The organism is Streptomyces lacaronensis (assembly GCF_047337785.1).
Taxonomy (GTDB): Bacteria; Actinomycetota; Actinomycetes; order Streptomycetales; family Streptomycetaceae; genus Streptomyces; species Streptomyces lycopersici.
Map to the genome: position 1 here is coordinate 4,698,891 of NZ_JBLHDK010000003.1, position 26,125 is coordinate 4,725,015.

General features: G+C 72.1%; 19 protein-coding genes. 10 read left to right on the forward strand and 9 right to left on the reverse strand.

Annotated elements, in window-relative coordinates:
• Window positions 1-27: 27 nt before the first annotated feature.
• Window positions 28-1,635 carry an N-acyl-D-amino-acid deacylase family protein gene (locus ACMTAK_RS19825; RefSeq protein ID WP_413807456.1) on the forward strand — a complete coding sequence of 536 codons (1,608 nt, stop codon included), beginning with the start codon at window positions 28-30 and terminating at the stop codon, window positions 1,633-1,635.
• Between the two features lie 12 nt (window positions 1,636-1,647).
• Here ACMTAK_RS19825 and ACMTAK_RS19830 read toward each other — a convergent pair whose 3' ends face one another.
• Window positions 1,648-2,523: an SDR family NAD(P)-dependent oxidoreductase gene (locus ACMTAK_RS19830; RefSeq protein WP_413812940.1), complete on the reverse strand. Its 876-nt coding sequence runs from the start codon at window positions 2,521-2,523 to the stop codon at window positions 1,648-1,650.
• A gap of 84 nt (window positions 2,524-2,607) precedes the next feature.
• Here ACMTAK_RS19830 and ACMTAK_RS19835 point away from each other — a divergent pair, with 84 nt between their 5' ends.
• The 3 genes from ACMTAK_RS19835 to ACMTAK_RS19845 all read left to right on the forward strand — a co-directional run bounded on the left by ACMTAK_RS19835 (window position 2,608) and on the right by ACMTAK_RS19845 (window position 4,502).
• Window positions 2,608-3,294 (forward strand): TetR/AcrR family transcriptional regulator, encoded by a 687-nt coding sequence (locus ACMTAK_RS19835; RefSeq protein WP_413807457.1) that lies wholly within the window; start codon window positions 2,608-2,610, stop codon window positions 3,292-3,294.
• A 141-nt stretch (window positions 3,295-3,435) separates the two neighbouring features.
• Window positions 3,436-4,011 carry a SigE family RNA polymerase sigma factor gene (locus tag ACMTAK_RS19840; protein WP_413807458.1) on the forward strand — a complete coding sequence of 192 codons (576 nt, stop codon included), beginning with the start codon at window positions 3,436-3,438 and terminating at the stop codon, window positions 4,009-4,011.
• On the forward strand, window positions 4,008-4,502 hold the full coding sequence (locus ACMTAK_RS19845) for a hypothetical protein (protein WP_413807459.1): 495 nt from the start codon (window positions 4,008-4,010) through the stop codon (window positions 4,500-4,502). The genes ACMTAK_RS19840 and ACMTAK_RS19845 overlap by 4 nt, the downstream gene beginning before the upstream one ends.
• Before the next feature lie 101 nt (window positions 4,503-4,603).
• Here ACMTAK_RS19845 and ACMTAK_RS19850 read toward each other — a convergent pair whose 3' ends face one another.
• The 6 genes from ACMTAK_RS19850 to ACMTAK_RS19875 form a co-directional block, all read right to left on the reverse strand.
• On the reverse strand, window positions 4,604-5,254 hold the full coding sequence (locus ACMTAK_RS19850; protein WP_413807460.1) for a TetR/AcrR family transcriptional regulator: 651 nt from the start codon (window positions 5,252-5,254) through the stop codon (window positions 4,604-4,606).
• The gene (locus ACMTAK_RS19855) at window positions 5,251-7,263 is read right to left on the reverse strand and encodes a CocE/NonD family hydrolase (protein WP_413807461.1); all 2,013 of its coding nucleotides are present in this window, start codon (window positions 7,261-7,263) and stop codon (window positions 5,251-5,253) included. The genes ACMTAK_RS19850 and ACMTAK_RS19855 overlap by 4 nt, the downstream gene beginning before the upstream one ends.
• A 339-nt stretch (window positions 7,264-7,602) precedes the next feature.
• Window positions 7,603-9,444 carry a dipeptide ABC transporter ATP-binding protein gene (locus tag ACMTAK_RS19860; protein ID WP_413807462.1) on the reverse strand — a complete coding sequence of 614 codons (1,842 nt, stop codon included), beginning with the start codon at window positions 9,442-9,444 and terminating at the stop codon, window positions 7,603-7,605.
• Window positions 9,444-10,388: an ABC transporter permease gene (locus tag ACMTAK_RS19865; RefSeq protein WP_413807463.1), complete on the reverse strand. Its 945-nt coding sequence runs from the start codon at window positions 10,386-10,388 to the stop codon at window positions 9,444-9,446. Before ACMTAK_RS19865 ends, ACMTAK_RS19860 begins: the two co-directional genes overlap by 1 nt.
• Window positions 10,385-11,344 (reverse strand): ABC transporter permease, encoded by a 960-nt coding sequence (locus ACMTAK_RS19870; protein WP_413807464.1) that lies wholly within the window; start codon window positions 11,342-11,344, stop codon window positions 10,385-10,387. The genes ACMTAK_RS19865 and ACMTAK_RS19870 overlap by 4 nt, the downstream gene beginning before the upstream one ends.
• Complete coding sequence (locus tag ACMTAK_RS19875; RefSeq protein WP_413807465.1) at window positions 11,344-12,972, reverse strand: ABC transporter substrate-binding protein; 1,629 nt, start codon at window positions 12,970-12,972, stop codon at window positions 11,344-11,346. The genes ACMTAK_RS19870 and ACMTAK_RS19875 overlap by 1 nt, the downstream gene beginning before the upstream one ends.
• A gap of 254 nt (window positions 12,973-13,226) precedes the next feature.
• Between ACMTAK_RS19875 and ACMTAK_RS19880 the strand changes: the two genes are divergently transcribed.
• Both ACMTAK_RS19880 and ACMTAK_RS19885 read left to right on the forward strand, forming a co-directional pair.
• Window positions 13,227-14,438 carry a pyridoxal phosphate-dependent aminotransferase gene (locus ACMTAK_RS19880; protein WP_413812941.1) on the forward strand — a complete coding sequence of 404 codons (1,212 nt, stop codon included), beginning with the start codon at window positions 13,227-13,229 and terminating at the stop codon, window positions 14,436-14,438.
• 71 nt (window positions 14,439-14,509) lie between these two features.
• Window positions 14,510-14,920, forward strand: coding sequence for an SCO4983 family protein (locus ACMTAK_RS19885; protein ID WP_413807466.1), 411 nt, complete (start codon window positions 14,510-14,512; stop codon window positions 14,918-14,920).
• Window positions 14,921-15,040: 120 nt separating this feature from the next.
• Here ACMTAK_RS19885 and ACMTAK_RS19890 read toward each other — a convergent pair whose 3' ends face one another.
• Window positions 15,041-16,876: a phosphoenolpyruvate carboxykinase (GTP) gene (locus ACMTAK_RS19890; protein WP_413807467.1), complete on the reverse strand. Its 1,836-nt coding sequence runs from the start codon at window positions 16,874-16,876 to the stop codon at window positions 15,041-15,043.
• A gap of 254 nt (window positions 16,877-17,130) precedes the next feature.
• Here ACMTAK_RS19890 and trhA point away from each other — a divergent pair, with 254 nt between their 5' ends.
• The 3 genes from trhA to ACMTAK_RS19905 all read left to right on the forward strand — a co-directional run bounded on the left by trhA (window position 17,131) and on the right by ACMTAK_RS19905 (window position 20,129).
• Window positions 17,131-17,832 carry a PAQR family membrane homeostasis protein TrhA gene (trhA, locus tag ACMTAK_RS19895; protein ID WP_413812942.1) on the forward strand — a complete coding sequence of 234 codons (702 nt, stop codon included), beginning with the start codon at window positions 17,131-17,133 and terminating at the stop codon, window positions 17,830-17,832.
• Window positions 17,833-17,952: 120 nt separating this feature from the next.
• Entirely contained in the window at window positions 17,953-19,494 is a 1,542-nt protein-coding gene (locus tag ACMTAK_RS19900) for an MFS transporter (protein WP_413807468.1), read from the forward strand.
• The gene (locus tag ACMTAK_RS19905; RefSeq protein ID WP_413807469.1) at window positions 19,491-20,129 is read left to right on the forward strand and encodes a TetR/AcrR family transcriptional regulator; all 639 of its coding nucleotides are present in this window, start codon (window positions 19,491-19,493) and stop codon (window positions 20,127-20,129) included. The genes ACMTAK_RS19900 and ACMTAK_RS19905 overlap by 4 nt, the downstream gene beginning before the upstream one ends.
• Before the next feature lie 146 nt (window positions 20,130-20,275).
• Here the strand turns inward: ACMTAK_RS19905 and ACMTAK_RS19910 are convergent, their stop codons facing one another.
• Complete coding sequence (locus ACMTAK_RS19910) at window positions 20,276-22,309, reverse strand: thioredoxin domain-containing protein (protein ID WP_413807470.1); 2,034 nt, start codon at window positions 22,307-22,309, stop codon at window positions 20,276-20,278.
• A gap of 500 nt (window positions 22,310-22,809) precedes the next feature.
• On the opposite strand from ACMTAK_RS19910, the gene ACMTAK_RS19915 reads away from it, so the two are divergent.
• Window positions 22,810-26,088 (forward strand): tetratricopeptide repeat protein, encoded by a 3,279-nt coding sequence (locus tag ACMTAK_RS19915; RefSeq protein ID WP_413807471.1) that lies wholly within the window; start codon window positions 22,810-22,812, stop codon window positions 26,086-26,088.
• The last annotated feature ends 37 nt before the right edge of the window (window positions 26,089-26,125 follow it).

Sequence of the window (26,125 nt, forward strand, 5' to 3'; positions counted from 1 at the left end):
CGCCTCATGCAGAGGGAGACGCACCCCATGGACCTGGTCATTCGCGGTGCGGACGTCATCGACGGCACCGGGCGAGCCCGGTACCGGGCAGACGTGGCCGTCGACGGCGGCCGGATCGCGGCCATCGTGCCCGAGGGGAGTGGGGCGCGCCCCACCGCCCACCGCATGGTGGAGGCCGACGGCCTCGCCCTCTCCCCCGGTTTCATCGACATGCACGCCCACAGCGACCTCGCCCTGCTCCGCGACCCCGACCACTCCGCGAAGGCCGCCCAGGGCGTGACCCTGGAGGTCATCGGCCAGGACGGGCTCTCGTACGCGCCCGTGGACGACCGCACGCTCGCCCAGATCCGTACCGCCATCACCGGCTGGAACGGCGACGGCTCCGACATCGACTTCACCTGGCGCACCGTCGGCGAGTTCCTTGACCGCCTCGACCACGGCTTCGACGGCCGGGGCATCGCGGTCAACGCCGCGTACCTCATCCCCCAGGGCACCGTCCGCATGCTCGCCCTCGGCTGGGAGGACCGCGACGCGACGCCCGCCGAGGTCGAGCGGATGAAGGCGCTGGTGGCGGAGGGTCTTGAGCAGGGGGCGGTCGGCCTGTCCTCCGGGCTCACCTACACCCCCGGGATGTACGCCTCCGACGCCGAACTCACCGAGCTGTGCCGGGTCGTGGCCGCGTACGACGGCTACTACTGCCCGCACCACCGCTCGTACGGCGCGGGCGCCCTGCGCGCCTACGAGGAGATGGTGGCCCTCAGCCGGGAGGCGAGCTGTGCCCTCCACCTCGCCCACGCCACCATGAACTTCGACCTCAACAAGGGCCGCGCCCCCGAGCTGCTCGCCCTCCTCGACGCCGCGATCGCCGACGGCGCCGACATCACCCTCGACACCTATCCGTATCTCCCCGGCTGCACCACACTCGCCGCGATGCTGCCGAGCTGGGCGGCCGAGGGCGGCCCCGACGCGGCCCTCGCCCGCCTGCGCGACGACGCCGAGGCCGAGCGCATCCGGCACGTCATGGAGGAAGAGGGAGCGGACGGCTGCCACGGGGTGCCGATCAACTGGGACACCATCGAGATCTCCGGCGTGAACGACCCGGCGCTCACCGAATACGTCGGCAAAACGGTCGCCGCGAGCGCCCGCGAGCGAGCCGAGGCCCCCTGGGTGACCGCGCGTCGCCTCCTCCTGGACGACCACCTCGGCCCGACGATCCTTCAGCACGTCGGGCACGAGGAGAACGTTCAGGCGATCATGAGGCACCCCGCTCACACCGGCGGCAGCGACGGCATCCTGAACGGCGCCAAGCCGCACCCCCGCGCGTACGGCACCTTCCCCCAGTACCTGGGCCGCTACGTCCGTGAGCTGGGCGTCCTCACCCTGGAGGAGTGCGTGGCCCACCTCACCGCCCGCCCCGCGGCCCGCCTCCGCCTCCCCGACCGGGGCCAGATCCGCGAGGGCTACCGCGCGGACCTCGTCCTCTTCGACCCCGAGACGGTCGCGGCGGGCTCGACGTTCGAGGCCCCGCGCACCCTGCCGACCGGCATCCCCCACGTCCTCATCGACGGCCGCTTCGTCATCGAGGACGGCCACCGCACGGACACCCTGGCGGGCCGCGCGATCCGCCGCGCGTAGCGCGACAGCCCCTCAGGCGGCCGCGCCCTCGGCCGGGAGCTCCGCCGGGTACGGCTCGCCGAAGTCCGCCGAGCGGCTGACCTTCTCCCAGGCCGCCGCCTCGGCGAGCTGGCTCTGGGAGTAGTCCCGCGCCATGGTCGCCGCGTTCACGCCCAGCGGGAGATGGCTCGGGACTTCCCCGCGGTGGACGGTCCGTACGATGATCTCGGCGGCGCGCCGAGGGTCCCCGGCCGCTCCGTCGGTGCTCTGCCGCACCCGCCGGTTCATCTCCCCGACGGTCGAGTCATAGGCGTCGGGGATCGGGTGGACCGTCATCGAGGAACCGGCCCAGTCGGTGGCGAAGCCGCTCGGCTCGACGACCATGACGCGCACCCCCAGCGGCGCGGTCTCCGCGGCGAGGACCCGGCTGAAGCCGTCCACCGCGAACTTGGCCGCCTGGTAGGAGGCGATGCCCGGCGATCCGCCGACCCGCCCGCCGATCGAGGAGATCTGCACGACGGTGCCGGCTCCCTGCTGCCGCAGGGCGGGGAGCGCGGCCTTGGTGACGTGGTAGACGCCCCAGAAGTTCGTCTCGAACTGGGCGCGGAAGTCCTCGTCGTCCGAGGTCTCGATCGGCGACACATTCGCGTATCCCGCGTTGTTCACGAGCACGTCGACGCGCCCGAAGCGGGCGAGCGCCGCCTCGACGGCCTCGCGCGCCGCCTCGGGGCGGGTGACGTCCAGCGCGAGGGGGTGGACGCGGTCGCCGTACTCCCGGTACGCCTCCGCGAACGCCTCGGGGCGCCGGGCGGTGGCCACGACGCGGTCACCGGCCTCAAGAGCGGCGGTGACCAGGGCGCGGCCGAGTCCGCGCGACGAACCGGTGATGAACCAGACCTGTGAACCCATAACCTGTGAACTCATACCGTTAGTACAACACCGTTCTCTTATTTACGCAACGCCGTTCCCTTAAAGGTTCCTATGATGTCCCGCATGACTACGACGCCGGCCTTCCGACGTGCGCGCAGTGCCCAGGCCAAGCAGGCGCGGGAAGAGGCGATCCTGGACGCGGCCCGTGCCCTCGCCCGCGAGCGCGGGGTCCGGGACATCACCCTCACCGACATCGCCGGGGCCGTGGGGATGCACAAGTCGGCCCTGCTGCGCTACTTCGAGACGCGGGAGCAGATCTTCCTCAGGCTCACCGCGGAGGGCTGGCGGCAGTGGTCAGCCGAGCTGCGCGGCGAGCTGGAACGCCGGACGCACGCCACGGCCCCGGAGGTCGCCGAGGTCGTCGCCGCCACGCTGGCGGCCCGGCCGGTCTTCTGCGACCTGCTGGCCCAGGCGCCCATGAACCTCGAACGCAATGTGTCGATCGACTCGGTGCGCGACTTCAAACTGGTGACGCTCGAGGAGATCGAGCTGATCGGCGACGAGCTGCGACGGCTGCTCGGACTGACCGAGCTCCAGACCGTCGACCTCGTCGCCACGGCGACCAGCCTGGCCGGGGCGCTCTGGCAGATGGCCACCCCCGGCCCACGCCTACGGGAGCTCTACGAGACCGACCCCCGCCTCGGCCACGCGATCGTCGAGGTGGAACCCCGACTGCGCCGCGTCCTCACCGCGTTCCTCACCGGCCTCGACGCGGGCTCCACCACGACAGCCCCAGGCAACGCCTCATAGCTACCCGCTCCGCGAGGACCTCCGGGCCGACCTCGCCGTGACGGATCCCTGTCCTCACCCTGTGACCCAGCTCTCAACGCGGCCGTGCAGCAGATGCGCGAGCCTGCCCGTCGAGGAGGGGTGACAGGAAGGGAGGAGCGTGTGGATCTGGCAACCGAGTGGAAGCTGAGAGCCACCGGCCTCGACGAGGCCGGTTCGGCGCCGATCGATTTCCATGACTTTGTCGCGACGCGGTCTGCCGCGTTGTTCCGCGGCGCCCTCGTGCTGACGGGAAACCGCGAGGCGGCGGAGGACCTGGTCCAGGAAACCCTGGAGCGGGCCTGCCGCAAGTGGCGCACGATCGCGGCCAAGGATGCTCCGGACGCCTATGTCCGGCGGATCATGGTGAACCTGGCCAACGACCGGTGGCGGAGGTTCCGCCGCATGGTTCCGCACCAGGACAGCGGCGGCGACCGGGCGGCTCCCGGCGACGAGTACGGACGTATCGACAGCAGGGACCAGTTGGTCCGCGCCCTTCAGCAGCTGCCGATGCGCATGCGCACGGTCGTGGTACTGCGGTACTTCCACGACCTGTCCGACGCGGAGATCGCGGCCGACCTGAGAATCTCACCCAGCACCGTGCGATCGCAGCTCGTCCGTGGCATGGAGAAGCTCAGAAGTCAGTTCCCCGCACATTCCGGCCCTTCACCACAGCAGCCCACGGAAGGAACCCGATGACTTCACATGATTCGCGGCCTCCCGGCTGCACGGGCTACTCGCCCTTCGAAGAGGAATTGGTGAACGCCATGAACGACTATGTGAACGCCGCCGAGGCCCCGGACTTCGACACGGCCCGCATCGCGCGGGGTGCCCGGCGCAAGCGGGCCACGGCCATCTCCGGTATCGCCGCCGCCCTCATCGTGGTCGGCGGCGGCACCGCCCTGGCCTCCATCAACAGCGGTTCGGAGGCCTCGAAGCCCGCCGCCACCAGGGGCGCCGACACCACCGTGCTCTACAAGTTCAGCGACGGCGGCACCCTCCCCATCGAACTGGGCGGCAGGGACCAGGAGTCGGCCAGGGTGCAGTTCCTCAAGATGGGGGTCAAGGGCGAGTACGCCAAGGCGGCCACCGGCACGTGCAAGCCGGGCTCGGTGATCGCGGTCAGCCCCCACAGCCCGCAGACCGTGTCCAAGGGTGACACGGTCAAGGTGATCCTCTGCGCCGGCTGACCTGAGCCGGTCGGAGGTGATCCGAGACGCCCCGTCCCCGTTCCTCCCGGTACCGGTGCCGGGAGGGGCGGGGCGGGGCGGCTCCACCTCAGCCGCCCACCTCAGCCGCCCAGCTCAGCCCGCAGCTCCGCGTCCACGAAGCGCCGCAGGTGGCGGCGGGCGTCGGCCACGCTCAGGGCCGGGACCTGGCGGAGGCGGCGCAGGGCGAGGCCGTCGGCCAGGGCGGAGAAGCGGAGGGCGAAGTCGGCCGGGTCGTCGCAGTGGAACTCGCCCTCGGTCCGGCCCCGTTCCACCAGGGCCTGGATCTCGCCGTGCCAGTTCTCGTACCGTTCGGCCTGGCCACGGGCGAAGGCCTGGTCCCGTTCGCCCGCGTTCCAGTAGTCGAACCACATTCGCCAGTGCCGGTCCGTGTCCTCCGTGAAGAGCGCGTCGATGAGCAGCCGCAGCCCCTCCGCGCCACTGGTGGCCTGCCCGGCGGCGTCGCTCAGCGCGGCGTAGTAGCGCTCTATGTGGAGCACCATCGCCTCGGAGAGGACTTCCTGCACGCTCTCGAAGTGGTACGTGACCGTGCCGACCGACACCCCGGCCGCGGCGGCCACCTCGCGCACCCCCACCGCCTTCGTGCCGCGCTCGGCGATGAGCGGCACCGCGGCCTCCACGATCAGCCGGCGGCGCACCTCGGTGGGCTGCCGGGTGCGGGCGGACGCGGCGACGGCGCGGCGCGGTGGGCGGCGTTCGGATCGGGACGTCACGCGGACGTCCTCGGCGTGGTGCGGTGCCATGCGCGCGTGGCCACTGTCTCTCCGTTCGCCCGTGCCTCGATGCCGCTGTCCATGATGAATTCCTCCGCCGTGGCCCGCAGTTCCATGGTGGTGACGACTTCCGCCTCCCAGTCCCCGCGCCGCAGCCGGATGGTCCACCGAGAGCTTGCCACGGCCGACAGCGGATCGCCGGAGCGGATGCGGTAGGTCTCGCGGGCGCTCTCCTCGTAGCGCAGTCCGTCCGGATAGGTGCGGGAGCCGCCGTAGTTCGGGTCCACCTCCAGCACCCACTCCCCCGTGGCGACGTCATGGGTGACGGTGCGTTCGGGGCGGGGTTCGGCGGGCGGGTCGACGGTCACGGCGAGCGGCGGGGCCTGCTCGGGCTCCTCGAAGACGATGGGCGGGCGGCCCGCGTCGGCGCCCGGATCCCGTACGGGCAGCAGCAGCGCGCTCTGACCGGGCCGTACGGTCAGCCGGCCGCGTTCGCCGTGCGGCCAGACCCACGGCCAGTACGCGTCGGAGACCGCGACCCTGACGCGGTGGCCGGGCGGGAAGGCGTACCCCGTGGCGTTCAGCTCGAACTCCACGTCCTCGTACGTCCCCGGCCGCCACTCCACCGCCTGCTCCCGCCCCTTCCGGGACAGCAGGTTGAGCACCCCACGGGTGACCAGGGTGGAGGAGCCGTCGGGTGCCACGTCGCAGACCCGGGCGATGACATGGGCGCGCGGGGTGGCGCTGTCCAGCCGCAGCCGTACACGGGGGCGGCCCAGGATCTCCACCCGCTCGGTGAGCGGCGCCGAGTCGAAGCAGACCGAACGGCCGTCCTCCGCGCGCTGGTCGGGCGGCAGATCGGTGTCGTTGCCGAAGGGGAAGAAGCGGCCCGCGTCCAGCCCGGTGTGCAGCGGCGAGCGCACGATCACCGGCTCGTCGGCCGGGCCGCCGAGGGGACGTTCGTCCCAGCTGACGGACGGCGACGGCCAGGAGTGCTCGCCGACCCAGCGGCCCGGCATCGTCTCGTATGAGGTGGCGGGCGGTACGGGGTCGTTGATCCAGGCGCGGAGCCTCGGCTCGTCCAGCACACCGGTCGGCTCGTCCTTGAGCCACTGGTCCCACCAGCGCAGGGTCTCCTGGAGGAAGCCGATCGCCGGGCCCGGCGGCAGCCCCCGGTCGGGGTACTGGTGCGACCAGGGGCCGATGAGTCCGCGTACCGGCGCGTCGAGGTGCTCCAGCAGACGCAGCACCGTGTCCCGGTACGGATCGGCCCAGCCGCCGACCGCGAGCACGGCGGCCTCGATCGCGCCGTAGTCCTCGCAGACGCTGCCGTGCCGCCAGTAGTCGTCCCGCTCCTGGTGGGCGAGCCAGGTGTGCAGATACGGCTCCAGCGCGCCGAGCCGCTCCCGCCACATCGGCAGCCAGCGGTCCTCGCCGACGGAGGTGGGGTGCGGGGGGCGGGCCGTGAACGCGAGCATGGTCCCGGCCCAGGCGAGCATGTCGATGCCGAGGACGGCGCCACCGGTGTAGTGGACGTCGTTGTCGTAACGGTCGTCCGTGGAGCAGACGGTGACGATCGCCTTCAGCGGGGCGGGGCGCAGGGCGGCGATCTGGAGCGAGTTGAAGCCGCCCCAGGAGATCCCGAACATCCCCACCTTGCCGGTGCACCAGGGCTGTGCGGCCAGCCAGTTGACGACGTCGACGCCGTCGGCGAGCTCGGTCGCCGTGTACTCGTCGAGCATCACGCCCTCCGAGTCGCCGCTGCCGCGCAGATCGACCCGTACGGAGGCGTAGCCGTGCCCGGCGTACCAGGGGTGACGCTGCGCGTCGCGCGGGGCGGTCCAGTCGCTCTTGCGGTACGGAAGGTATTCGAGCAGGGCGGGGACGGGGGCGGTCTCGGCGTCCGCAGGGCGCCAGATGCGGGCGTGCAGCCGCGTCTGCCCGTCCCGGGTGGGGATCCACGCGTCCTCGACCAGCACCTTGTGGTCGAACGTCTCGCGGTACTTCACGTATCTCCTCTACCTGGTGTTGTGGTGCGGGTGCGGGTGCGAGCGCGGCTGCGGTGCGCCCGCGGCGGGCAACTCCCCCACCCCGCCCCTTCCCGAATCCGGAGGCGCCGCCCCGTCCCCCGCTCCTCAATCGCCGGAGGGGCTTGGTTTGCCCCACCCCCGGACCCGCTCCTCAAACGCTGGAGGAGCTCGCAGGTTGTGGGCAATCGTTCCGCGGAGGGGGCACCTCCCAGCGGTAGCTGGGGGAGGAACGGGTGGGCACAACCTGGCCACCGGGCCGCGCCTGGCGACGAAAGCTCAGGGGGCTCAGGCCCGATTCGGGAAGGGGCGGGGTGGGGGCTAGCCATCCACCGGCCGCCAGCGTCGCACTCGGTGGCCACCACCCACGTCGTCCCAGAGCGCCCCCGGCTCCGCCGCGTCCGCCCACTCCTCGGCCGAGACCACCGCCCCCACCCCCTCCGCCTCCGGATCCGGCTCCAGCGCCGCCGCCATCAGCGCCTTCGTGTACGGGTGGCCCGGAGCCGCGAAGACCGCGTCCGTCGGGCCCTCCTCCACCACCACCCCGTGCCGCAGCACCACCACCCGGTCCGCGATCCCCCGCACCACCGCCAGGTCGTGGCTGATGAACAGGCAGGCCAGCTCACGCTCCCGGCGCAGGTCGTCCAGCAGGCGCAACACATCGGCCTGTACGGACACATCCAGCGCCGTCGTGATCTCGTCCGCGATCAGCAGATCGGGCTCACCGGCCAGCGCCCGCGCGATACCGATGCGCTGGCGCTGGCCGCCGGACAGCTGGGCGGGGAGTCGGTCGGCGAACTCGGGGTCGAGGCGGACGTCGGCGATCAGCTGACGGGCGCGCGACGCCGCCTCGCCCCGCGACCCGGCCGTGCCGAAGAAGCGCAGCGGTCGCCGTACCGCATCGCCCACCGAGCGCCGAGGGTTGAGCGAGGTGTCGGCGTTCTGGAACACGAGCTGGACGGTGCGCCGCAGGGCGAGCGGGCGCCGCCGCGCGGGGGCCCTCAGGTCCCCGTCACCGCCGGGCAGGCCGTCGGATCGGCCACCGGACCCGTCTCCTGACGAATCGGCCGACGAGCCGCCGGGCGAGTCCCCGGCTCGGTCACCTGACGGGCCACCCGGCCCGCCCCCGGACGCCGCCCTCATCGTCCCGCCCGACGGCACCCGCAACCCCGCCAGCGACCACGCGATCGTCGACTTACCGCTCCCCGACTCACCCACCAGCGCCAGCACCTCACCGCGCCGCACGCTGAAGGACACCCCGTCCACGGCACGGCTTGCCCCGTAGTCGATCGTCACCTCTCGTACGTCGACCACGTCCACCGCGCCCACTGAGTCAGCCCTCGGCCGGATCTCCCGCGTGCCGTCCTCTCCCACCACCGCGAGCCCCGCGTCCGCGATGCGCGGGACGCTGGCCAGCAGTCGGCGGGTGTACGGGTCGGCGGGGGCGGCGAAGAGGCGGCGGGTGGGGGCGGCCTCGACGATCCGCCCGGCGTTCAGCACGCACACCTCGTCGGCCATCCGCGCGACCACGCCCAGGTCATGGCTGACCAGGACGGCGGCGAGGCCGAGTTCCTCGCGCAGGGCACCGACCAGGTCCAGCACTCCGCGCTGAGTGATCACATCGAGACCAGTGGTGGGCTCGTCCAGTATGAGCACCTTGGGCCGGGCCGCGATCGCCATGGCGATGGCGACGCGCTGCTGCTGCCCGCCGGAGAGTTCGTGCGGATAGCGGCGGGCGAGCTCGCGCGGGCGCTCCAGCCGCACCTGCTCCAACAGGTCGGTGACGGGCACCTCGCCGCCCGCCTCCGCGATCTGCCGTCCGATCCGCATGGACGGCGTCAGGGCGTGGCCCGCGTTCTGCGCGACCATCGCGACCGTACCGCCGCGCAGCCGCCGCAACTCCCGTGCGGCCAGTGCGAAGACGTCCTTGCCGGCCACCTCGACGCGCCCGCCCGTGATCCGGGAGCCGTGCCGCAGATGCCCCAGAAGCGTCGCGGCGACCGTGGACTTGCCGCTGCCGGACTCGCCGACCAGGGCCAGTGTCCGGCCGGGGCTCACCTCCAGCGAAACCTCCCGGACGACGGGCACCTCGCGCCCGCCCGAGCGGTACGCCACGGACAGCGCGTCCACCGACACGATGGGGGCCTTTGGAGACGTGGTCATCAGACGCCCTCCCTGATCCGGTCCACGCCCCACGCCTTGGACAGGCCGTCGGCCGCGAGGTTGAGCCCGACCACCATCGTGGCCAGGCCGATGATCGGCGCGAGGCTGGCCATCGGCACAACGGTGATCGCGGTGCGGTTCTCCGAGACCATCAGCCCCCAGTCGGGGGTGGGCGGATCCGCGCCGAAGCCGAGGAACGACAGCGAGGAGATCAGCAGCACCACCCACGACGCCCGCATCGCGAACTCGACGCACACCACATCGCTGATGTTGGGCAGCACCTCGCGCCGCAGAATCGCCCAGGTGCTCTCGCCCCGGGCCCGCGCCGCGGTGACGTAGTCCTGGGGTACGACGGTGAGCGCGGCACCCCGCACCACCCGCACCACCTGGGGAACGCAGACGACGCCGATGGCCAGCACGATCACCGAGGACCCGGTGCCCAGCGCGGTGACGATCACCAGCAGGACGAGGATCGCGGGGATGGACAGCACCGCGTCCAGCACGCGCATGACCACATCGTCCAGCCAGCCGCCGCGCAGCGCGGCCGCACAGCCGAGGACGGTGCCGAGGGCGATGGTGATGAGGGTCGCGGTGACGGAGACGCCGAGCGCGTACCGCCCGCCGTAGAGCACCCGGGTCAGCACATCGCGGCCGTAACTGTCGGTGCCCGCCCAGTGGTCGGCGCTCGGCCCGAGCAGCGCGTGTGAGGCGTCGCCGGTGGTGGGGTGGTACGGGGTGAGCAGCGGGGCGAGCAGCGCGACCACCACATGAACGGCGACGATCGCGAGCCCGATGACGGCCGGGCGGGAGGAGCGCACCGTGCGCCAGGTGCGGGCGGCGAAGCCGGGTCGTACGGGCGCGGACGGCGACGGCGGCGCGGCGGACGACGGGACCGCGCCCGCGGGCTCCCTCACGGAGCTCTTCGGATCCTCGACGGAGCTCATCGGATCCTCCCTCCTCGGGTGCGGAGCTTGGGATTGAGGGCCATGGACCCGAGGTCGGCAGCGAGGTTGCAGACGACGTAGACGACCGCGCTGATGAGGGCGATGGCCTGGATGACCGGCAGATCGCGGTTCTGCACGGAGGTGAGCATCAGCTTCCCGATGCCGGGATAGTTGAAGACGTTCTCGACCACGGCGACGCCGCCCACCAGCCACGCCACGTTGAGCGCGATGACGTGCAGCGTGGGCAGCAGTGCGCTGGGCAGCGCGTGCCGGGTGACCACGCGCCAGGTGGTCAGCCCCTTGAGCCGGGCCGTGGTGACGTATTCGCTCGCCATGACGTCGATCACCGAGGTACGGGCCATCCGCACGATGTACGCGGCCATGACGATCGCCAGCGAGGCGGCGGGCAGCCACACCGCCGGGAGCAGCTGCCCGAACCCGGCCCCCGGCCCGTACAGCACCACGGCGGGAAGCACCGGCACGGTGACGGAGAAGGCGAGCACCAGCACCGTGGCCACGACGAATTCGGGGACGCTCATCCCGACCAGGCTGACCGTGGAGATCAGATGGTCGGGCCAGCGGTCGCGGTAGAGCCCGGCCACGACGCCGAGGACGACGGAGCCGGTGACCGCGAAGAGGACGGTGACGACGGCGATCATGGCGGAGTTGCCGAGGTACTGGGCGACCTCGCCGCCCACCGGCTTGGTGGTGACCAGCGAGGTGCCGAAGTCGCCGTGCAGGGCGCCCTTGATCCAGTCGGCGTAGCGCTCCCAGACGGGCTGGTCGAGCCCCATCTGCTTGCGCAGCGCGGCGACCGCGTCGGGGGTGGCGTCCCTGCCGAGCACCTGGGTGGCGACATCGCCGGGCAGCGCCTGGACGGCCAGGAAGACCATGACCGAGGAGAGCAGCAGGGTGCCGAGGGCGGCGACCACGCGGCGGAGGAGGAAGGAGAACATCACGCCCCCTTCAGCCCGATGTGCAGATAGTCGAACTCGAAGCCGTGCTCGGCGTAGCCGCGCACCTTCCGGGAGATCCCGACGAGCCGGTCGGCGAACATCGGGGTGATCGCCCCGCCCCGCTCGACGACGAGCGTCTGCGCCTGTCCGTACAGCTCACGCCTGCGGCCCTCGTCGGTCTCCCGGCGGGCCCGGTCGAGCAGCGCGTCGAACTCCTTGTCCGACCAGGCGGTCTCGTTGTACGAGGAGCCGCCGCGGAAGACCTGGTTGAGCAGCTGGTCGACGGGGCGCCCGGTGTACCAGTAGGTGGCCATGAGCGGCTTCTTCATCCAGATCTGGGTGTAGTACGAATCCGCGGCCGCGGTCTTGACCCGGATCCGGATGCCCGCGCGCCCGGCCGACTCCTGGTAGGCGAGGGCCATGGGCGTGAAGATCGGGTCGTACGAGGAGGTGTAGAGGTCCACCGCCAGCCGCTCGTGCCCGGCCCGCTTCAGCAGATGGCGGGCCTTCTCGGGGTCGTGGGCGGGGTGGGTGGCGATGTGGGCGGGGTCGTTCGGCGGGACGGGGTTGTCCCAGCCGGCCGTGCCCGCGCCCTGGAGCGCGGCCTTCAGGATGTGCGCGGGGTCGTAGGCGAGCTTCATCGCCTGCCGCACCCGCGGGTCGGTGAAGGGCTTCTCGGTGGTGAGCATCGGCAGCACGTACCACTGGGCGTTCTCGGCGCGGGCGATGGTGGCGCGGTCGGAGGCGGCGACGACCCGGGCGGTGGCGAAGTCGAGATTGGTCTGGGAGAGCAGATCGACCTGCCCGGCGAGCAGGGCGTTGGAGCGGGCCTGCATATCGGCCACGGTGTAGAAGTCGATCGCGTCCAGGACCGGGCGCCCGGCCCAGTGGTCGGCGTAGGCGGTGACCCGGCCGGGCCCGGCGGCGGTGAAGGAGGCGAGCCGGAAGGGGCCGGTGCCGATGCCGGTGCGGCCGATGGAGCCCGCGCTGCCCTCGGGCACGACGTAGCAGTTGTAGTGGGTGAGCAGGCTGGGGAACTCGGCGTGCGGGCTCTTCAGGGAGACGACGAGGGTGTGGGCGTCGGGGGTGCGCAGCCGCCCCGGGTCGACCAGCGGGGACAGCACGGGGGCCTGCGGGGACGCGGTCGCCTTGTCGAGGATGTGGCGCAGGGTGTAGGCGGCGTCGGCGGAGGTGAAGGCGCGGCCGTCGTGGAAGGTGACGCCGCGGCGCAGCCGGAAGGTCCAGGTGGTCGCCTTGGCGTCGGGCTCCCAGGACTCGGCGAGGTCGGGGGCCACGGTGCCGTCGGGCGCGATCCGCACGAGGCGGTTGTAGAGCGCGCCGAGGTATTCGTACGCGGACAGCGCGCTCGCGGGGTCGAGGGTCTCGGCGTCGGAGGCGGGCGGCCGGGCGATGCGCAGGGTGCCGCCGCGGTCGGGCCGCCCGGCCGGGCCTCGGGTGGGCACGGCCCTCGACGGGGAGGCGGAGGCGGCTCCCGAGCAGCCGGTCAGCGCGGCGGAGCCGCCGAGCGCGGCGACGGCCGCCGCGGCGGTGGTGAGCACCGACCGCCGCGGTATCCCGGCCGCGGCGGGGGCTGTGCGGTGGGAGAACTCGGACATCAACGGGGGCATGAACGGGGGCACCCTTCCCTTACTCGTTCAGCGGAACGATTGGGTGAAGTGCGTGAACGATAACCACGCAACCCGTTCGGGCCAACCCCTCTTTCGCGGAAATTAACACCAGAAACAGACTCGTTATCCGGCGCGACGTGCCGCTCCGGGGCGGCGCACGGGATCGCGACCGCCACCGCCCGGCGCCCCCGTACACCGTCCACGTGGCGAAAAACACCGCGCGGCCCTGGATACACCGCCGTAAGGTGGCCGACATGCAGGTGATCCAGTCCACGAAGCTCGCCAACGTCTGCTACGAAATCCGTGGCCCGGTGCTCGAGGAGGCGATGCGGCTGGAGGCGGCAGGACACCGCATCCTCAAGCTCAACACCGGAAATCCGGCGACCTTCGGCTTCGAATGCCCCCCGGAGATCCTCGAGGACATGCTCCGGAACCTCGGCGACGCCCACGGCTACGGCGACGCCAAGGGACTGCTGTCCGCGCGGCGCGCGGTGATGCAGCACTACCAGACCCAGGGCATCCACCTCGATGTCGAGGACATCTTCCTCGGCAACGGCGTCTCGGAGCTGATCCAGATGTCGATGCAGGGGCTGCTGGACGACGGCGACGAGGTCCTCGTCCCCGCCCCCGACTATCCGCTGTGGACCGCCGCGGTCTCGCTCGCCGGTGGCACCGCCGTCCACTACCGCTGCGACGAGCAGTCGGACTGGCTGCCGGACCTCGCCGACATCGAGCGCAAGGTCACCGACCGCACCAAGGCGCTCGTCATCATCAACCCGAACAACCCCACGGGCGCCGTCTACGGCGAGGAGATGCTGCGCGGCCTGACCGACATCGCCCGCCGCCACCAGCTGATCGTCTGCTCCGACGAGATCTACGACAAGATCCTCTACGACGGCGCGACCCACACCCCGACCACCGCCGTCGCCCCGGACCTGCTGACCCTCACCTTCAACGGGCTCTCCAAGGCGTACCGGGTGGCGGGCTACCGCAGCGGCTGGCTCGCGGTCTGCGGCCCGAAGTCGCACGCCGCCAGCTATCTGGAGGGGCTGACCATCCTGGCCAATATGCGGCTGTGCGCCAATATGCCGGCCCAGCACGCGGTGGCCACGGCGCTCGGCGGCCGTCAGTCGATCAACGACCTGGTGCTCCCCGGCGGCCGGCTGGTGGAGCAGCGGGACACGGCGTACGACCTGCTGACCCAGATCCCGGGCGTCACCTGCGTGAAGCCCAAGGGCGCGCTGTACGCGTTCCCCAAGCTGGACCCCAAGGCCTACAAGATCAAGGACGACCGGCAGATGGTCCTGGACCTGCTGCGGGCCGAGAAGATCATGATCGTGCACGGCACCGGGTTCAACTGGCCGGAGCCGGATCACTTCCGCATCGTGACGCTGCCCGCCAAGAAGGATCTGGCCGACGCGGTGACCAGGATCGGGAACTTCCTGGACGGATACGGCCAACCCTGATCTTTTAGTTACTGCTCAACTTTAGACAGAGTCTAAGTTAGGATGGCTTCCTCACCCCTTGGAGGCCATCCATGTACGAACCGATCCGCACCAAGTCGGTCCACAGCATGGCCGGGCCCACGCCCGACTTCCCGCACCGCTCCCGCGAGGAAGAGCTGGACATCCGGCTGGCCGGACATCTGACCGCGCTGCTCACCGTGACGGACGAGCTGCGCACCCTCACCCCGGACGCCACCCTCGACGACGCCGCCCAGCGCCTCGCCGAGCAGGCCACCCGCCTGCGCGACGGCCACGCCCCGCTGCGCGCGGCACCCACGTCGGCGGCCACGGACCCGGCGCATATCGCCGCCCTCCACCAGCGCGCCCACACCCTGGCCGGATGGGCCCTGGTCGTGGCCACGTCCCGTGACGACACGGCGGCCACGACGCTGGCGGCCGAGCGCATGCGCTCCCACGCGACCGCCCTGGGCCTGGCGGCCTGAGCGGACCCGGCCGAGGCCGAGGCCGAAGTGAGTTGACGACCGAAGAGGGGCGCACGGCCGGGGCCCGCGCCTGAAGCACGGGCCCGGCCCATGGAGCCCCGGCCCATGGAGCGGGGTGGCTCAGCCCAGGCGCTTCACCAGCGCGTGGTACTCGTCCCACATCTCCTTGGGCGTGTGCTCGCCGAAGGTGCCCAGGTGGTCGGGCACCAGCCCGGCCTCGTCACGCCAGACCTCCTTGTCCACCGTGAGCAGCAGTTCGAGCGAGGCCTCGTCGAGGTCCAGACCGTCGGTGTCCAGCGCCTCGGGCGTCGGCAGCACCCCGATCGGGGATTCCACACCCTCGGCCTTGCCGTCCAGGCGGTCGACGATCCACTTCAGCACCCGGCTGTTCTCGCCGAAGCCCGGCCAGACGAAGCGCCCGTCGGCGTCCTTGCGGAACCAGTTGACGTAGTAGATCTTCGGCAGCTTGGCGGCGTCGGCGTTCTTGCCGACCTCCACCCAGTGAGCCATGTAGTCGCCCATGTTGTAGCCGCAGAACGGCAGCATGGCGAACGGGTCACGGCGCAGCTCCCCGACCTTGCCCTCGGCCGCGGCGGTCTTCTCGCTCGCCACGTTGGCGCCGAGGAAGACGCCGTGCTGCCAGTCGAAGGACTCCGTCACCAGCGGAACGGCACTGGCCCGGCGGCCGCCGAAGAGGATCGCCGAGATCGGCACCCCCTTGGGGTCCTCCCACTCGGGCGCGATGATCGGGCACTGCCCGGCCGGCACGGTGAAGCGGGCGTTGGGGTGGGCCGCGGGCGTCTCGCTCGCCGGGGTCCAGTCGTTGCCCTTCCAGTCGGTCAGATGGGCGGGCGGCTCCTCGGTCATGCCCTCCCACCACACATCGCCGTCGTCGGTGAGCGCCACGTTGGTGAAGACCGAGTTCCCCCACAGGGTCTTCATCGCGTTGGCGTTGGTGTGCTCACCGGTGCCGGGCGCGACACCGAAGAATCCCGCCTCGGGGTTGATCGCGTACAGCCTGCCGTCCTCGCCGAACCGCATCCAGGCGATGTCGTCGCCGATCGTCTCGACCGTCCAGCCGGGGATGGTCGGCTCCAGCATCGCGAGGTTGGTCTTGCCGCACGCGCTCGGGAACGCCGCGGCCACGTACTTCGACTCCCCGCGCGGCGGGGTGAGCTTGAGGATCAGCATGTGCTCGGCGAGCCAGCCCTCGTCCCGCGCCATCACGGAGGCGATGCGCAGGGCGTAGCACTTCTTGCCGAGCAGGGCGTTGCCGCCGTAGCCGGAGCCGTACGACCAGATCTCCCGCGACTCGGGGAAGTGCGAGATGTACTTGGTCGGGTTGCACGGCCAGGGCACATCGGCCTGGCCCGGCTCCAGCGGGGCGCCGAGGGTGTGGACGGCCTTGACGAAGAAGCCCTCGTCCCCGAGGACGTCGAGGACCTCCCGCCCCATGCGGGTCATGGTGCGCATGGAGACCGCCACGTAGGCGGAGTCGGTGATCTCGACGCCGATCGCGGACAGCGGCGAGCCGAGCGGGCCCATGCAGAAGGGCACGACGTACATCGTCCGGCCGCGCATCGAACCCCGGAAGACGCCCTGCTCCCCGGCGAAGATCTCGCGCATCTCGTCGGGGTGTTTCCAGTGGTTCGTCGGGCCCGCGTCCGCCTCCTTCTCGGAGCATATGAACGTACGGTCCTCGACGCGCGCCACATCGCTCGGATCGGAGGCGGCGTAGTACGAGTTGGGGCGCTTGATCGGGTCAAGCCGCTTGAAGGTGCCCTTCTCGACGAGCTCCGCGCACAGGCGCTCGTATTCCGCCTCCGAGCCGTCGCACCACACCACCCGATCCGGCTGGGTGAGGGCGGTGATCTCGTCGACCCAGGAGACCAGCTCCTGGTGGTTCGTGGGGCTCGGGGTCGTCGTGAGGGAGGAAGCCACATTGCTGGGCGCCACGATCGCTCCATCCCGCCGGAACCGCACTCGCTCCGGCGTCTTGATTGAGGGTTTGGACGGATATGTGCACTCATATCCGATTATGGAGACAGCTACCCCTTGGGGGCTGCGACCCGGATGCTCAGCTCATCCGGTGCCGACCGCGCTCATTTGATCATCCGACTGTACGGGCCATCTGTCCAGTGGACGCCTTGGTGACCATCACCACTCGACATGGACCGGTAACTTACGGTGGCGTAGGTAGCATGAGCGACATGACTGCCGCCGCGCCCGATGCCGCCGTTGAGAATCCCCCAGGGCCCGAACCGGCCCCGCCGCTCCCCCTGAAGCCGATGCTGCGCGGCTGGCTGCATGCCGGCATGTTCCCCGCGGCGCTGGTCTCGGGCGTGGTACTGACGGCCCTCGCCGACAGTCCGCGCGGGCGCCTGGCCTGCGCCATCTACACGCTCACCGCCTGTGCGCTGTTCGGCACCAGCGCCCTTTACCACCGCGGCGATTGGGGACCGCGCACCGCCGCGGTGCTGCGGCGGCTGGACCACGCCAATATCTTCCTGATCATCGCGGGCACCTATACGCCCTTCACGCTGCTGCTTCTGCCACAGGGCAAACAACAGTTGCTGCTGTGGCTGGTGTGGGCCGGGGCGCTCGCCGGAATCGCCTTCCGGGTCTTCTGGGTCGGCGCCCCGCGCTGGCTGTACACCCCGTGCTATATCGCGCTGGGCTGGGCGGCCATCTTCTTCCTGCCCGACTTCCTGCGCACCGGCGGCATCGCCGTGATGACGCTGATCGTCGTCGGTGGGCTGCTCTACAGCGTGGGCGCGGTGATCTACGGCACCAAGCGCCCCAACCCCTCACCCCGCTGGTTCGGCTTCCACGAGGTGTTCCACAGCTTCACGCTGGCCGCCTTCGTCGTGCACTACGTCGGCATCTCCCTGGTGGCCTATCAGCACGCCTGATCATCCGGCGGATACCCCCGATAGACACTCCCGGTTGACACTTCCGACAGACACTTCTGATTGACAGCCCACATCTTTTGAGAGTTACTGTCACTTGACGGTAACTCTCGGAGGTGTGCCATGTCCGCTGCCCCGGACCCACGCCCGGATCCACGTCGCTGGTGGACCCTCGCGGCCCTCGTCGCCAGCACCCTGGTGATCGGATTCGACACCACGATCCTCAACATCGCCCTGCCGACCATGGCCTCGGCCCTCCACGCCGACATCGGCGAACAGCAGTGGATCGTCGACTCCTACACCGTCGTATTCGCCGCCGCGATGCTTCCGGCGGGCCTCCTCGGCGACCGGTTCGGCCGCCGCCGCATGCTCATCACCGGTCTGCTGATCTTCCTCGCCGGGGCGCTCATCGGAGCGCTGGTCTCCACCCCCGCCCCGGTCATCGTCGCGCGGCTGGTCATGGGGCTGGGCGCCGCGCTGGTCATGCCGCTGTCCATGGCCGTCCTGCCCACCTTCTTCGGCCCCGGCGAACGGTCCAGGGCGATCGCGGCCCTGAGCGCCGCGATGGGGCTCGGCATGCCGCTCGGCCCGCTCGTCGGCGGCTGGCTCCTCGACCACTTCTGGTGGGGATCGATCTTCCTGATCAACCTTCCCCTCGTCGCGATCGCCATCCTGGCCTGCCTCTTCCTGCTCCCCGAAACCCGCGACCCGGCGGCCCCCGGGATCGACCTCGTCAGCACCGCGCTGAGCGTCGGCGGGCTCATCGCGCTCGTCTGGGGCCTCATCGAGGCCCCGGCCCGGGGCTGGACCCATCCGCTGATCCTCAGCGCCTTCGCCGCGTCCGTCGCCCTGCTCACCGGGCTCACCCTGCGCGAGCGGCAGTCGGTGCGGCCGATGCTGGACCTGGGGCTGCTGTTCCGGCCCGCGTTCCTGTGGAACGCCGTCGCCATCACGCTGGTGGGCTTCTCGCTGCTGGGGCTGCTGTTCGTCCTGCCGCAGTACCTCCAGGCCGTCCTCGGCAACGACGCCTTCGGCACCGGGTTGCGGCTGCTGCCGATGATGGCCGGGCTCCTGCTGGCGGCCCGCGCCGCCACCCCGCTCGCCGCCCGCTTCGGCCCCCGGCCCGTGATCAGCGGCGGGCTGCTGGTGAGCGCCGCCGCCGCGTTCCTCGGTTCCCGCACCGAGGTGGGTGACGGCTACGGCATGACCGCGCCCTGGCTCACGATCACCGGACTCGGCTTCGGCCTCGGCGTCGTCCCGGCCATGGACGCGGCGCTCGGCGCCCTCTCCCGGGACCGCGAAGGCACCGGCTCCGGGCTGCTCATGACGCTGCGCCAAGTGGGCGGCACCATCGGCGTCGCCCTGCTCGGCAGCCTGCTCGCCGACGCGTACGGCACCCGTCTCGACACCACCGGGCTGCCACCCGCCGCGGCCGACGCGGCGGACGGCTCGGTGGTCGCGGCCCACGCGGTGGCCGGGCGGCTCGGCGATCCGCACCTCGCCGCTTCGGCGGACGCCGCGTTCGTCCACGGCATGGACGTGGCTCTCCTGGTGACCGCGTTCACCTCCCTGGCGGCGGCGGTGCTGGTCGCGATCCTCCTGCCCCGTACGGTCCCCGCCGATCAAGGCGCCATGGTCCAGGAGACCGCCGATGCCCGACAATGAGATCCATGGCTTCCGCACGTACGACGTCCGCACGGCCCAAGCTCGGGCTGCGCGAACGCAAGAAGATCCAGACCCGGCAGGCGATCCGGCGCGCCGCCTACCGGCTGTTCACCGAGCAGGGGTACGACGCGACCCCGGTGGACCGCATCGCGGAGGCCGCCGACGTCTCCCCCAGCACCGTCTTCCGCTACTTCCCCACCAAGGAGGACATCGTCCTCTCCGACGAGTACGACGATGTCCTGCTCGCCGCGCTACGGGACCGGCCACTGGACGAGCCGCCGGTCGCCTCGCTGCGGCACGTGCTGCTCGACCTGTTCCGGCAGTTCGCCGGTGACGAGCGGCGGGAGATGCTGGTCCGCCTCACCCTGATCCGCCAGGTACCGGGGTTGCGCGCCCGCATGAGCGAGAGCATGTCCCGGACCGGCGCCCTGCTCGCGGAGGTCCTGGCCGAGCGCAGCGACCGGTCGCCGGAGGACTTCGAGGTACGGGTCGTGGTCGGAGCCGTCCTCGGCGTCCTCCAGGAAGCGCTCTTCCACTGCGCCGACCAGGGCGCGGCGGAGGACTCGGCGCTGGCGGCCATGGAGGAGAGCATCGACCGCGCCTTGGACATGCTGTCCCAAGGCCTCCCGCTGTAGCCGCGGCCCGGCGCCCGGTCCCGTCGCGGCCCCCGAACGACTGCGTCGCGGCTTCCGGACCGGCTCCGTAGCGGGCCCGGAGCAGCCCCGTTACGGCCCCGTGCCCACGCACCGTACGTCGGCGGCGGGTCCGGCCCCGTCCCCGGTCAGCCCCCCAGCTTGGCTGTCAGGGCCTCGACATCGGCCGTGGGCGCGTCGCAGGTGAAGCCGCGGCAGACGTAGGCCGCCGGGCGGCCCTCCAGGAGGGGGCGGTCCTGGAGGAGCGGGACCTCGTCGGAGCCGGGCTCGCCGACCGCGACGACCGCACCGGGGGCGGTGGCGAGCAGCGCGGCGCGGTGCAGGGCGCGGGTCGCCGGGTCGTCGCCGGGGCCGACCACGGCCACCTCGCGCGGCCCGTCGAGCCGGGCCTCGGCCACGGCCAGTCCCCAGCCGATGAAGCGGGGCACCCGGGGGCCGAGGGCCCGCACCACGGCGAGGGCGCGCTCGGCAGCCTCCCGATGACGCGCTCCGCCGGTGATGGCGGCGTAGGACAGCAGGGCCCCGGCGGCGGCCGTCCAGCCGGACGGCGCCGCGCTGTCCGTCGGGTCCTGGGGGCGGCGGATGAGCGTCTCGGCGTCATCGGCGGTGTCGAACAGCGTGCCGTCCTCATCGGTGAACCGGCTCAGCACGGTGTCCAGGAGCAGCCCGGCGAACTCCACCCACGCGCCGTCGCCGCTGACCGCGGCGAGCGCGAGGAAGCCCTCGGCCACATCCCCGTAGTCCTCGAGCACGCCCGCGTGGCCGCCCGCGGTGCCGTCGAGCGAGGTGCGGGCCAGCCGCCCGCGCTCGTCCATGTGGACGCGCACCAACAGCTCGGCGGCCTCGGTCGCGGCGTTCACCAGGTCGGGGCGGTCGAAATAGGCACCGGTCTCGGCGAGCGCGGCGACGGCCAGCCCGTTCCACGCCGCGACGATCTTGTCGTCGCGGCCGGGGCGGGCCCGTAGCTCCCGGGCGGCCAGCAGCCGCTCCCGTACGGAGGAGACGCGGGCGGCGTCCGTCAGCCGCTCCCCGTCGGGCAGCTGGAGCACGGAGGTCCCGTGCTCGAAGGTGCCCTCCCGCGTGACGCCGAAATACCCGGCGGCGAGCTCCGCGTCGGCCTCCCCCAGCACCTCGCGCAGCCGCTCGGGGGTCCACACGTAGTACGCGCCCTCGACATGCCTGCCGGTGCCGTCGTCGCTGTCGGCGTCCAGCGCGGAGGCGAAACCGCCCTGTGCGGTACGCAGCTCGCGGACCATGAAGTCCGCCGTCTCCAGGGCGACACGGCGCGCGAGGTCCGAGCCGGTGGCCCGCCACAGATGGGCGTAGACGCGGCACAGCAGCGCGTTGTCGTACAGCATCTTCTCGAAGTGGGGCACGGTCCAGGTGGCGTCGACGGAATAGCGGGCGAAACCGCCGCCGAGCTGGTCGTAGATACCCCCGCGGGCCATCGCCTCGCAGGTGGCGGACACCATCTGGAGCGCGCCCTCGGAGCCCGTGCGGGCATGGTGGCGCAGCAGGAACTCCAGCGCCATGGACGGCGGGAACTTCGGCGCACCGCCGAACCCGCCGCGTGCGGCGTCGAATTCGCGGGTCAGGGCCATGAGCGCGCTGTGCAGATCCTCCTCGCCGGGCGGCTGCGGCGCGTCCGGGCCCAGGGCGATACCGCCGCGCTGGGACAGATCCTCCACGATCCGGCCGGCGACGTCCCGCACCTCGTCACGGCGGTCCGACCAGGCGGCGCTCACTCCCTCCAGCACCTGCCGGAAGGACGGCGTCCCGGGCCGGGGGCGGGGCGGGAAGTACGTGCCGAAGTAGAACGGCCGGCCCTCGGGGGTCAGGAAGACCGTCATGGGCCAGCCGCCCTGGCCGGTCGCGGCCTGCACCGCCTCCATGTACACCGCGTCGACGTCCGGCCGCTCCTCGCGGTCGACCTTCACGGAGACGAAGTGGGCATTGAGATAGTCGGCGGTGTCCTTGTCCTCGAACGACTCGTGCGCCATGACATGGCACCAGTGACACGCGGAGTAGCCGACCGACAACAGCACGGGTACGTCACGCCGCTCCGCCTCCGCGAACGCCTCTTCTCCCCACGGCCACCAATCCACTGGGTTGGTCGCGTGCTGAAGCAGGTAGGGCGACTGGGAGCTGGCCAGGCGATTCATACTCGCATCGTCGCACGCTCCGGACCGCCCGGCCCAGCACACCAGGCCGAGGGTCCCCGCGGCCTGGTGGCTGCTACTCCCGGGGGCAGGCTGGGCGCGGAGAGCCTGGCCATACTCCGTCGCATGGACGACACAACGCGCCGAACGGCTCCTTGGTACGGGTGCCCGTCGACAATCCCGAAGAGACGCGGAAGGCGAAGCTCGCCCCATCACCAGCGACGTCACCGCGGGGCCGGGCGGGACGAAGTACGCGCTCAGCGGTGGGCTGGCCCAGTTCCCCGCGGGCGAGCCCAACGGCGGGTTCACCCTGACCCCCGTCAAAACCGGTTGAGCCGAAGGCCGTTCCCCGGACGGCTCGCGGGCGCCAGACGGTTCGGCATGGGTCCATCCTCCCCACCCGGCAGACGGGCGAAGTCATCCACAGGGGAGTTATCCACAGGACTGCCGGAAAGGAGCCAGAAACGGAAGACTGAGGGCACTGCTGCAGGAGGGGGATCACCATGCCGGCGTCACTGGCGGTGCTGCGGGACAGCCACCGGACGGAAGTCGAGCGGCTGCTGTCGCGGGCCGTGGAGGAGGAGGTGCGCCGCTCGGGCGGGCGCACCGACGGCGGGGTGCTGCTCAGCCGGGCGCGCGGCGCGCTGGACGAGATGACCGCCACCGCCGCGGAGGAGTACGGGGCATATGTGCGCGCGCTGGACGAGTCGGAGGCGGGCAGCCGACCGCTCTCCGCCCGGCTGTCGCGCGGGCAGCTGGGCACCCCGGCGCTGGCCGCGGCGGTCGCCGCGGTGGCGGCCTTCGGCGCGGATCTCGGGTACGGCACCTCGGCGGGCACGGCGCTGGGCGCGGGGGTCACGGCCGCCGTGGCCGGGTCGGCCGCCGCCGTCGTCAAGCTCACCGCGAGCCACTGGCCGGCCGCCCACCGCCAGGCCGCGCTGCGCAACCAGCCCGGTGGCGCCGAGCAGTTGCGGCTCCAGTGGCTCACGGCGGTCGAGGTGCGGGGCATCCGGCCGTTCATCGACCAGCACCGGATGACCACGGCCGCCACCCGCCAGGGCGGTGGTTCGGCGAAGCGCACCGCCTCCGCCACCGGGCAGCCGAAGCTGCGCGGTGCGGACCGCAGCCAGGCGGCCCGCAGGCGCACCGTGCTGGAGCAGTCCTTCGCCCATCTCCCCGAGGCGGACGGCCCGTTCGCCGGGCGCCATGCCCAGATCACACAGATCGCCCAGTGGGTGCGGCAGGCCCGCGCGTCCTCCGAGACCAAGCCCACGGTGGTGCTGCTGGAGGGCCCGCCGGGCTCCGGCCGGACGATGCTGGCCGTGCGGGCGGCCCACCATCTGCGCGACGAGTTCCGCGGCGCGTGCCTGGTCGATCTGCGCGGCGACAGTCCCGAGCAGGCCCCGCTGCCCACCCGCGACGCGCTGCTGCATCTGCTCAACCGGCTCGGCGCACCCCGCGACCAGCTGCTCTTCCGGGAGCGCTCCTCGCCGGACCAGCACATCAGACGGCTCACCGAGCTGTATCACCAGTATCTGACCGGGCTGCCGGTCACCATCGTGCTCGATGACGCCCGCGACGCCGAGCAGGTGCGCACGCTGATCCCCGAGCGGTCCGACGGCCTGGTCCTGATCACCTCGCGCACCCCGCTCGGCCTGCCGGACGACCTCGCCGCCTGGGTGCACCGGATCGAGGTGGGCCCGCTGGACGAGCCGGGCGCCGAGGAGCTGCTGCGGGCCTCCGCCGAGGAGCCCACCGGCGCGGGCCCCTACGACGGGCAGTCCGTGGAGCGGATCGCCGAGCTGTGCGGGCGGCTGCCGCTGGCGCTGCGGATCGCGGGCTCCTCGCTCGGCCCCCGCTCCCCCGCCACCCTGGTCACCGACCTGGAGGCGTACGGCCCGGTGGGCGCCATCGAGCGCACCCTGTGGCTGCGCTACACCGACCAGCACGAGGGCGCCCGGCGGCTGCTGCGCCGACTGGCGCTGGCCGGGCGGGCCAGCCTGGGCGGCGCGGCGGCCGCGGCGCTGCTGGACGCCGATGAGCAGGAGGCCGGCCGCCATCTGGAGGCGCTCGGCCGGGCCGGGCTGATCCAGCATGTGCGCGGCAGCCGCTACCGCCTCCATGACCTGGTGCGCTCCTTCGCCCATGCCCGGCTGCTGGACGAGGAGCAGCCGGAGCAGCGCACCGCCGCGCAGGAGCGGCTGATCCGCAGCTATGCCGAGCTGGCGGACTCGGTGATCCGGCTGGTCGACGGCAAGACCTCCACCCGTGCCGACATCTTCGGCAAGGGCGCGGCCCATGGCTTCGCCTCGCTGGACGCGGCGCTGCGCTGGCTGGACGACGAATCGAGCTTCATCACCGCCGCGCTGCGCCATGCCGAGGGCGTGGACCAGTCCGCGGTGCTGCACCTCCTGGGCGCGCTGTGTGACTACTGCCTGCTGCGCGGCGATCTCTACCGGTTGGGCGAGATCAGCGAGCTCACCCAGGCCGTCGACCAGGGGCTGCTGATGCGGTCCGTGCAGTGGCGCACCGGTATCGCCGCCCGCCAGCTCGGCGAGCTGGACCAGGCGCGCACCACGCTCTCCTCGGTGGTGGACCTGTATTTCGAGGCCCAGCACCAGGCGGGCGCGGCCCGTGCCCTGTGCAGTCTCGGCATCACCCTGCACCACCAGGGCAATCTCGCGGAGGCCGCGGCGAAGCTGCGCGAGGCGCTGGAGCTCCAGCGGGCCGAGGAGCTGCGCGGCGACCGGGCCTGGACGATGCACGCCCTGGCGGCGGTGGAGCGCGACCGCGGCGGGCTGGCCGAGGCGCTGGAGCTGCTGGGCGAGGCCCTGGAGCTGCATGAGGAGAGCGAGAGCCTGCACGGCCAGGCGTGGGCACACTTCCAGCTCGGCCAGGCCTGTCTGCGGATGGGTGATGTGCCGCGCGCCGAGGCCGAGCTGGGGGACGCGCTGGACGCCTACAGCCGCACCCATGACCAGCGCGGTGAGGCATGGGCGCTCACCCAGCTCGCCCGAGCCCGGCTGGTGGCCGGGGAGGCGTCGGCGGCCGTCGACCAGCTGCGCCAGGCCCTCACCCGCCACCGGGAGAACGAGGACGCGCGCGGCGAGGCCTGGACGCTGTACTACCTGGGCCAGGCGCTGGAGGAGCGCGGCGACCACGACTCGGCGGTGCGCGAGCTGGAGCGGGCCCGCACGATGTTCAGCCGGATGCGGGATGTGTACGGGCTGGCGTGTGCCCGGCATCACTCGGCCCGGGTCACCCGCGATCTGCGGGCGGCGCAGACGGGCTCGCTGCGCAACAGCGGCTTCGCCCGGCAGCTGCTCCAGGACGCGCGGCAGGACTTCCGCCGGGTGGGCGTGGCCCATGGCGAGGCATGGTCCTGTGTCGAGCTGGCGGTGATCGACGCGGGAAACGGCAAGGCGCCGCAGGCGCTGGAGCTGGTGGACGAGGCGGCCGTGCTCTTCGCGGGGTACGGGGACCGGCGCGGCCGTTCCTGGGCCCGCTTCCTGCGCTGCACGCTGCTGCCGTTCGCCTCCGCGGGCGGCTCGGTGATCGGCACGGCGGTGGCCCAGGAGGAGCTGGCGGAGCTGCTGCGGGAGATGCGCGAGGAGGGCACGGCGGGCGATTCCCGGCTGGAAGGGTGCGCGGAGGCGTTCACGCTGGTGCTGGAGCGCGGCGTCGAGCCGGAGACGGGGTGGCAGGCATGGCAGCTCGGCATGGTGCCGAGCCGCCACTCGCGCGAGGTCATGGCCGTGCTGCCGGACCGGCCTCGCGCCTGAGCGCTCCGCAGGAAGTGCGTTGAGATGCCGTCGTTCG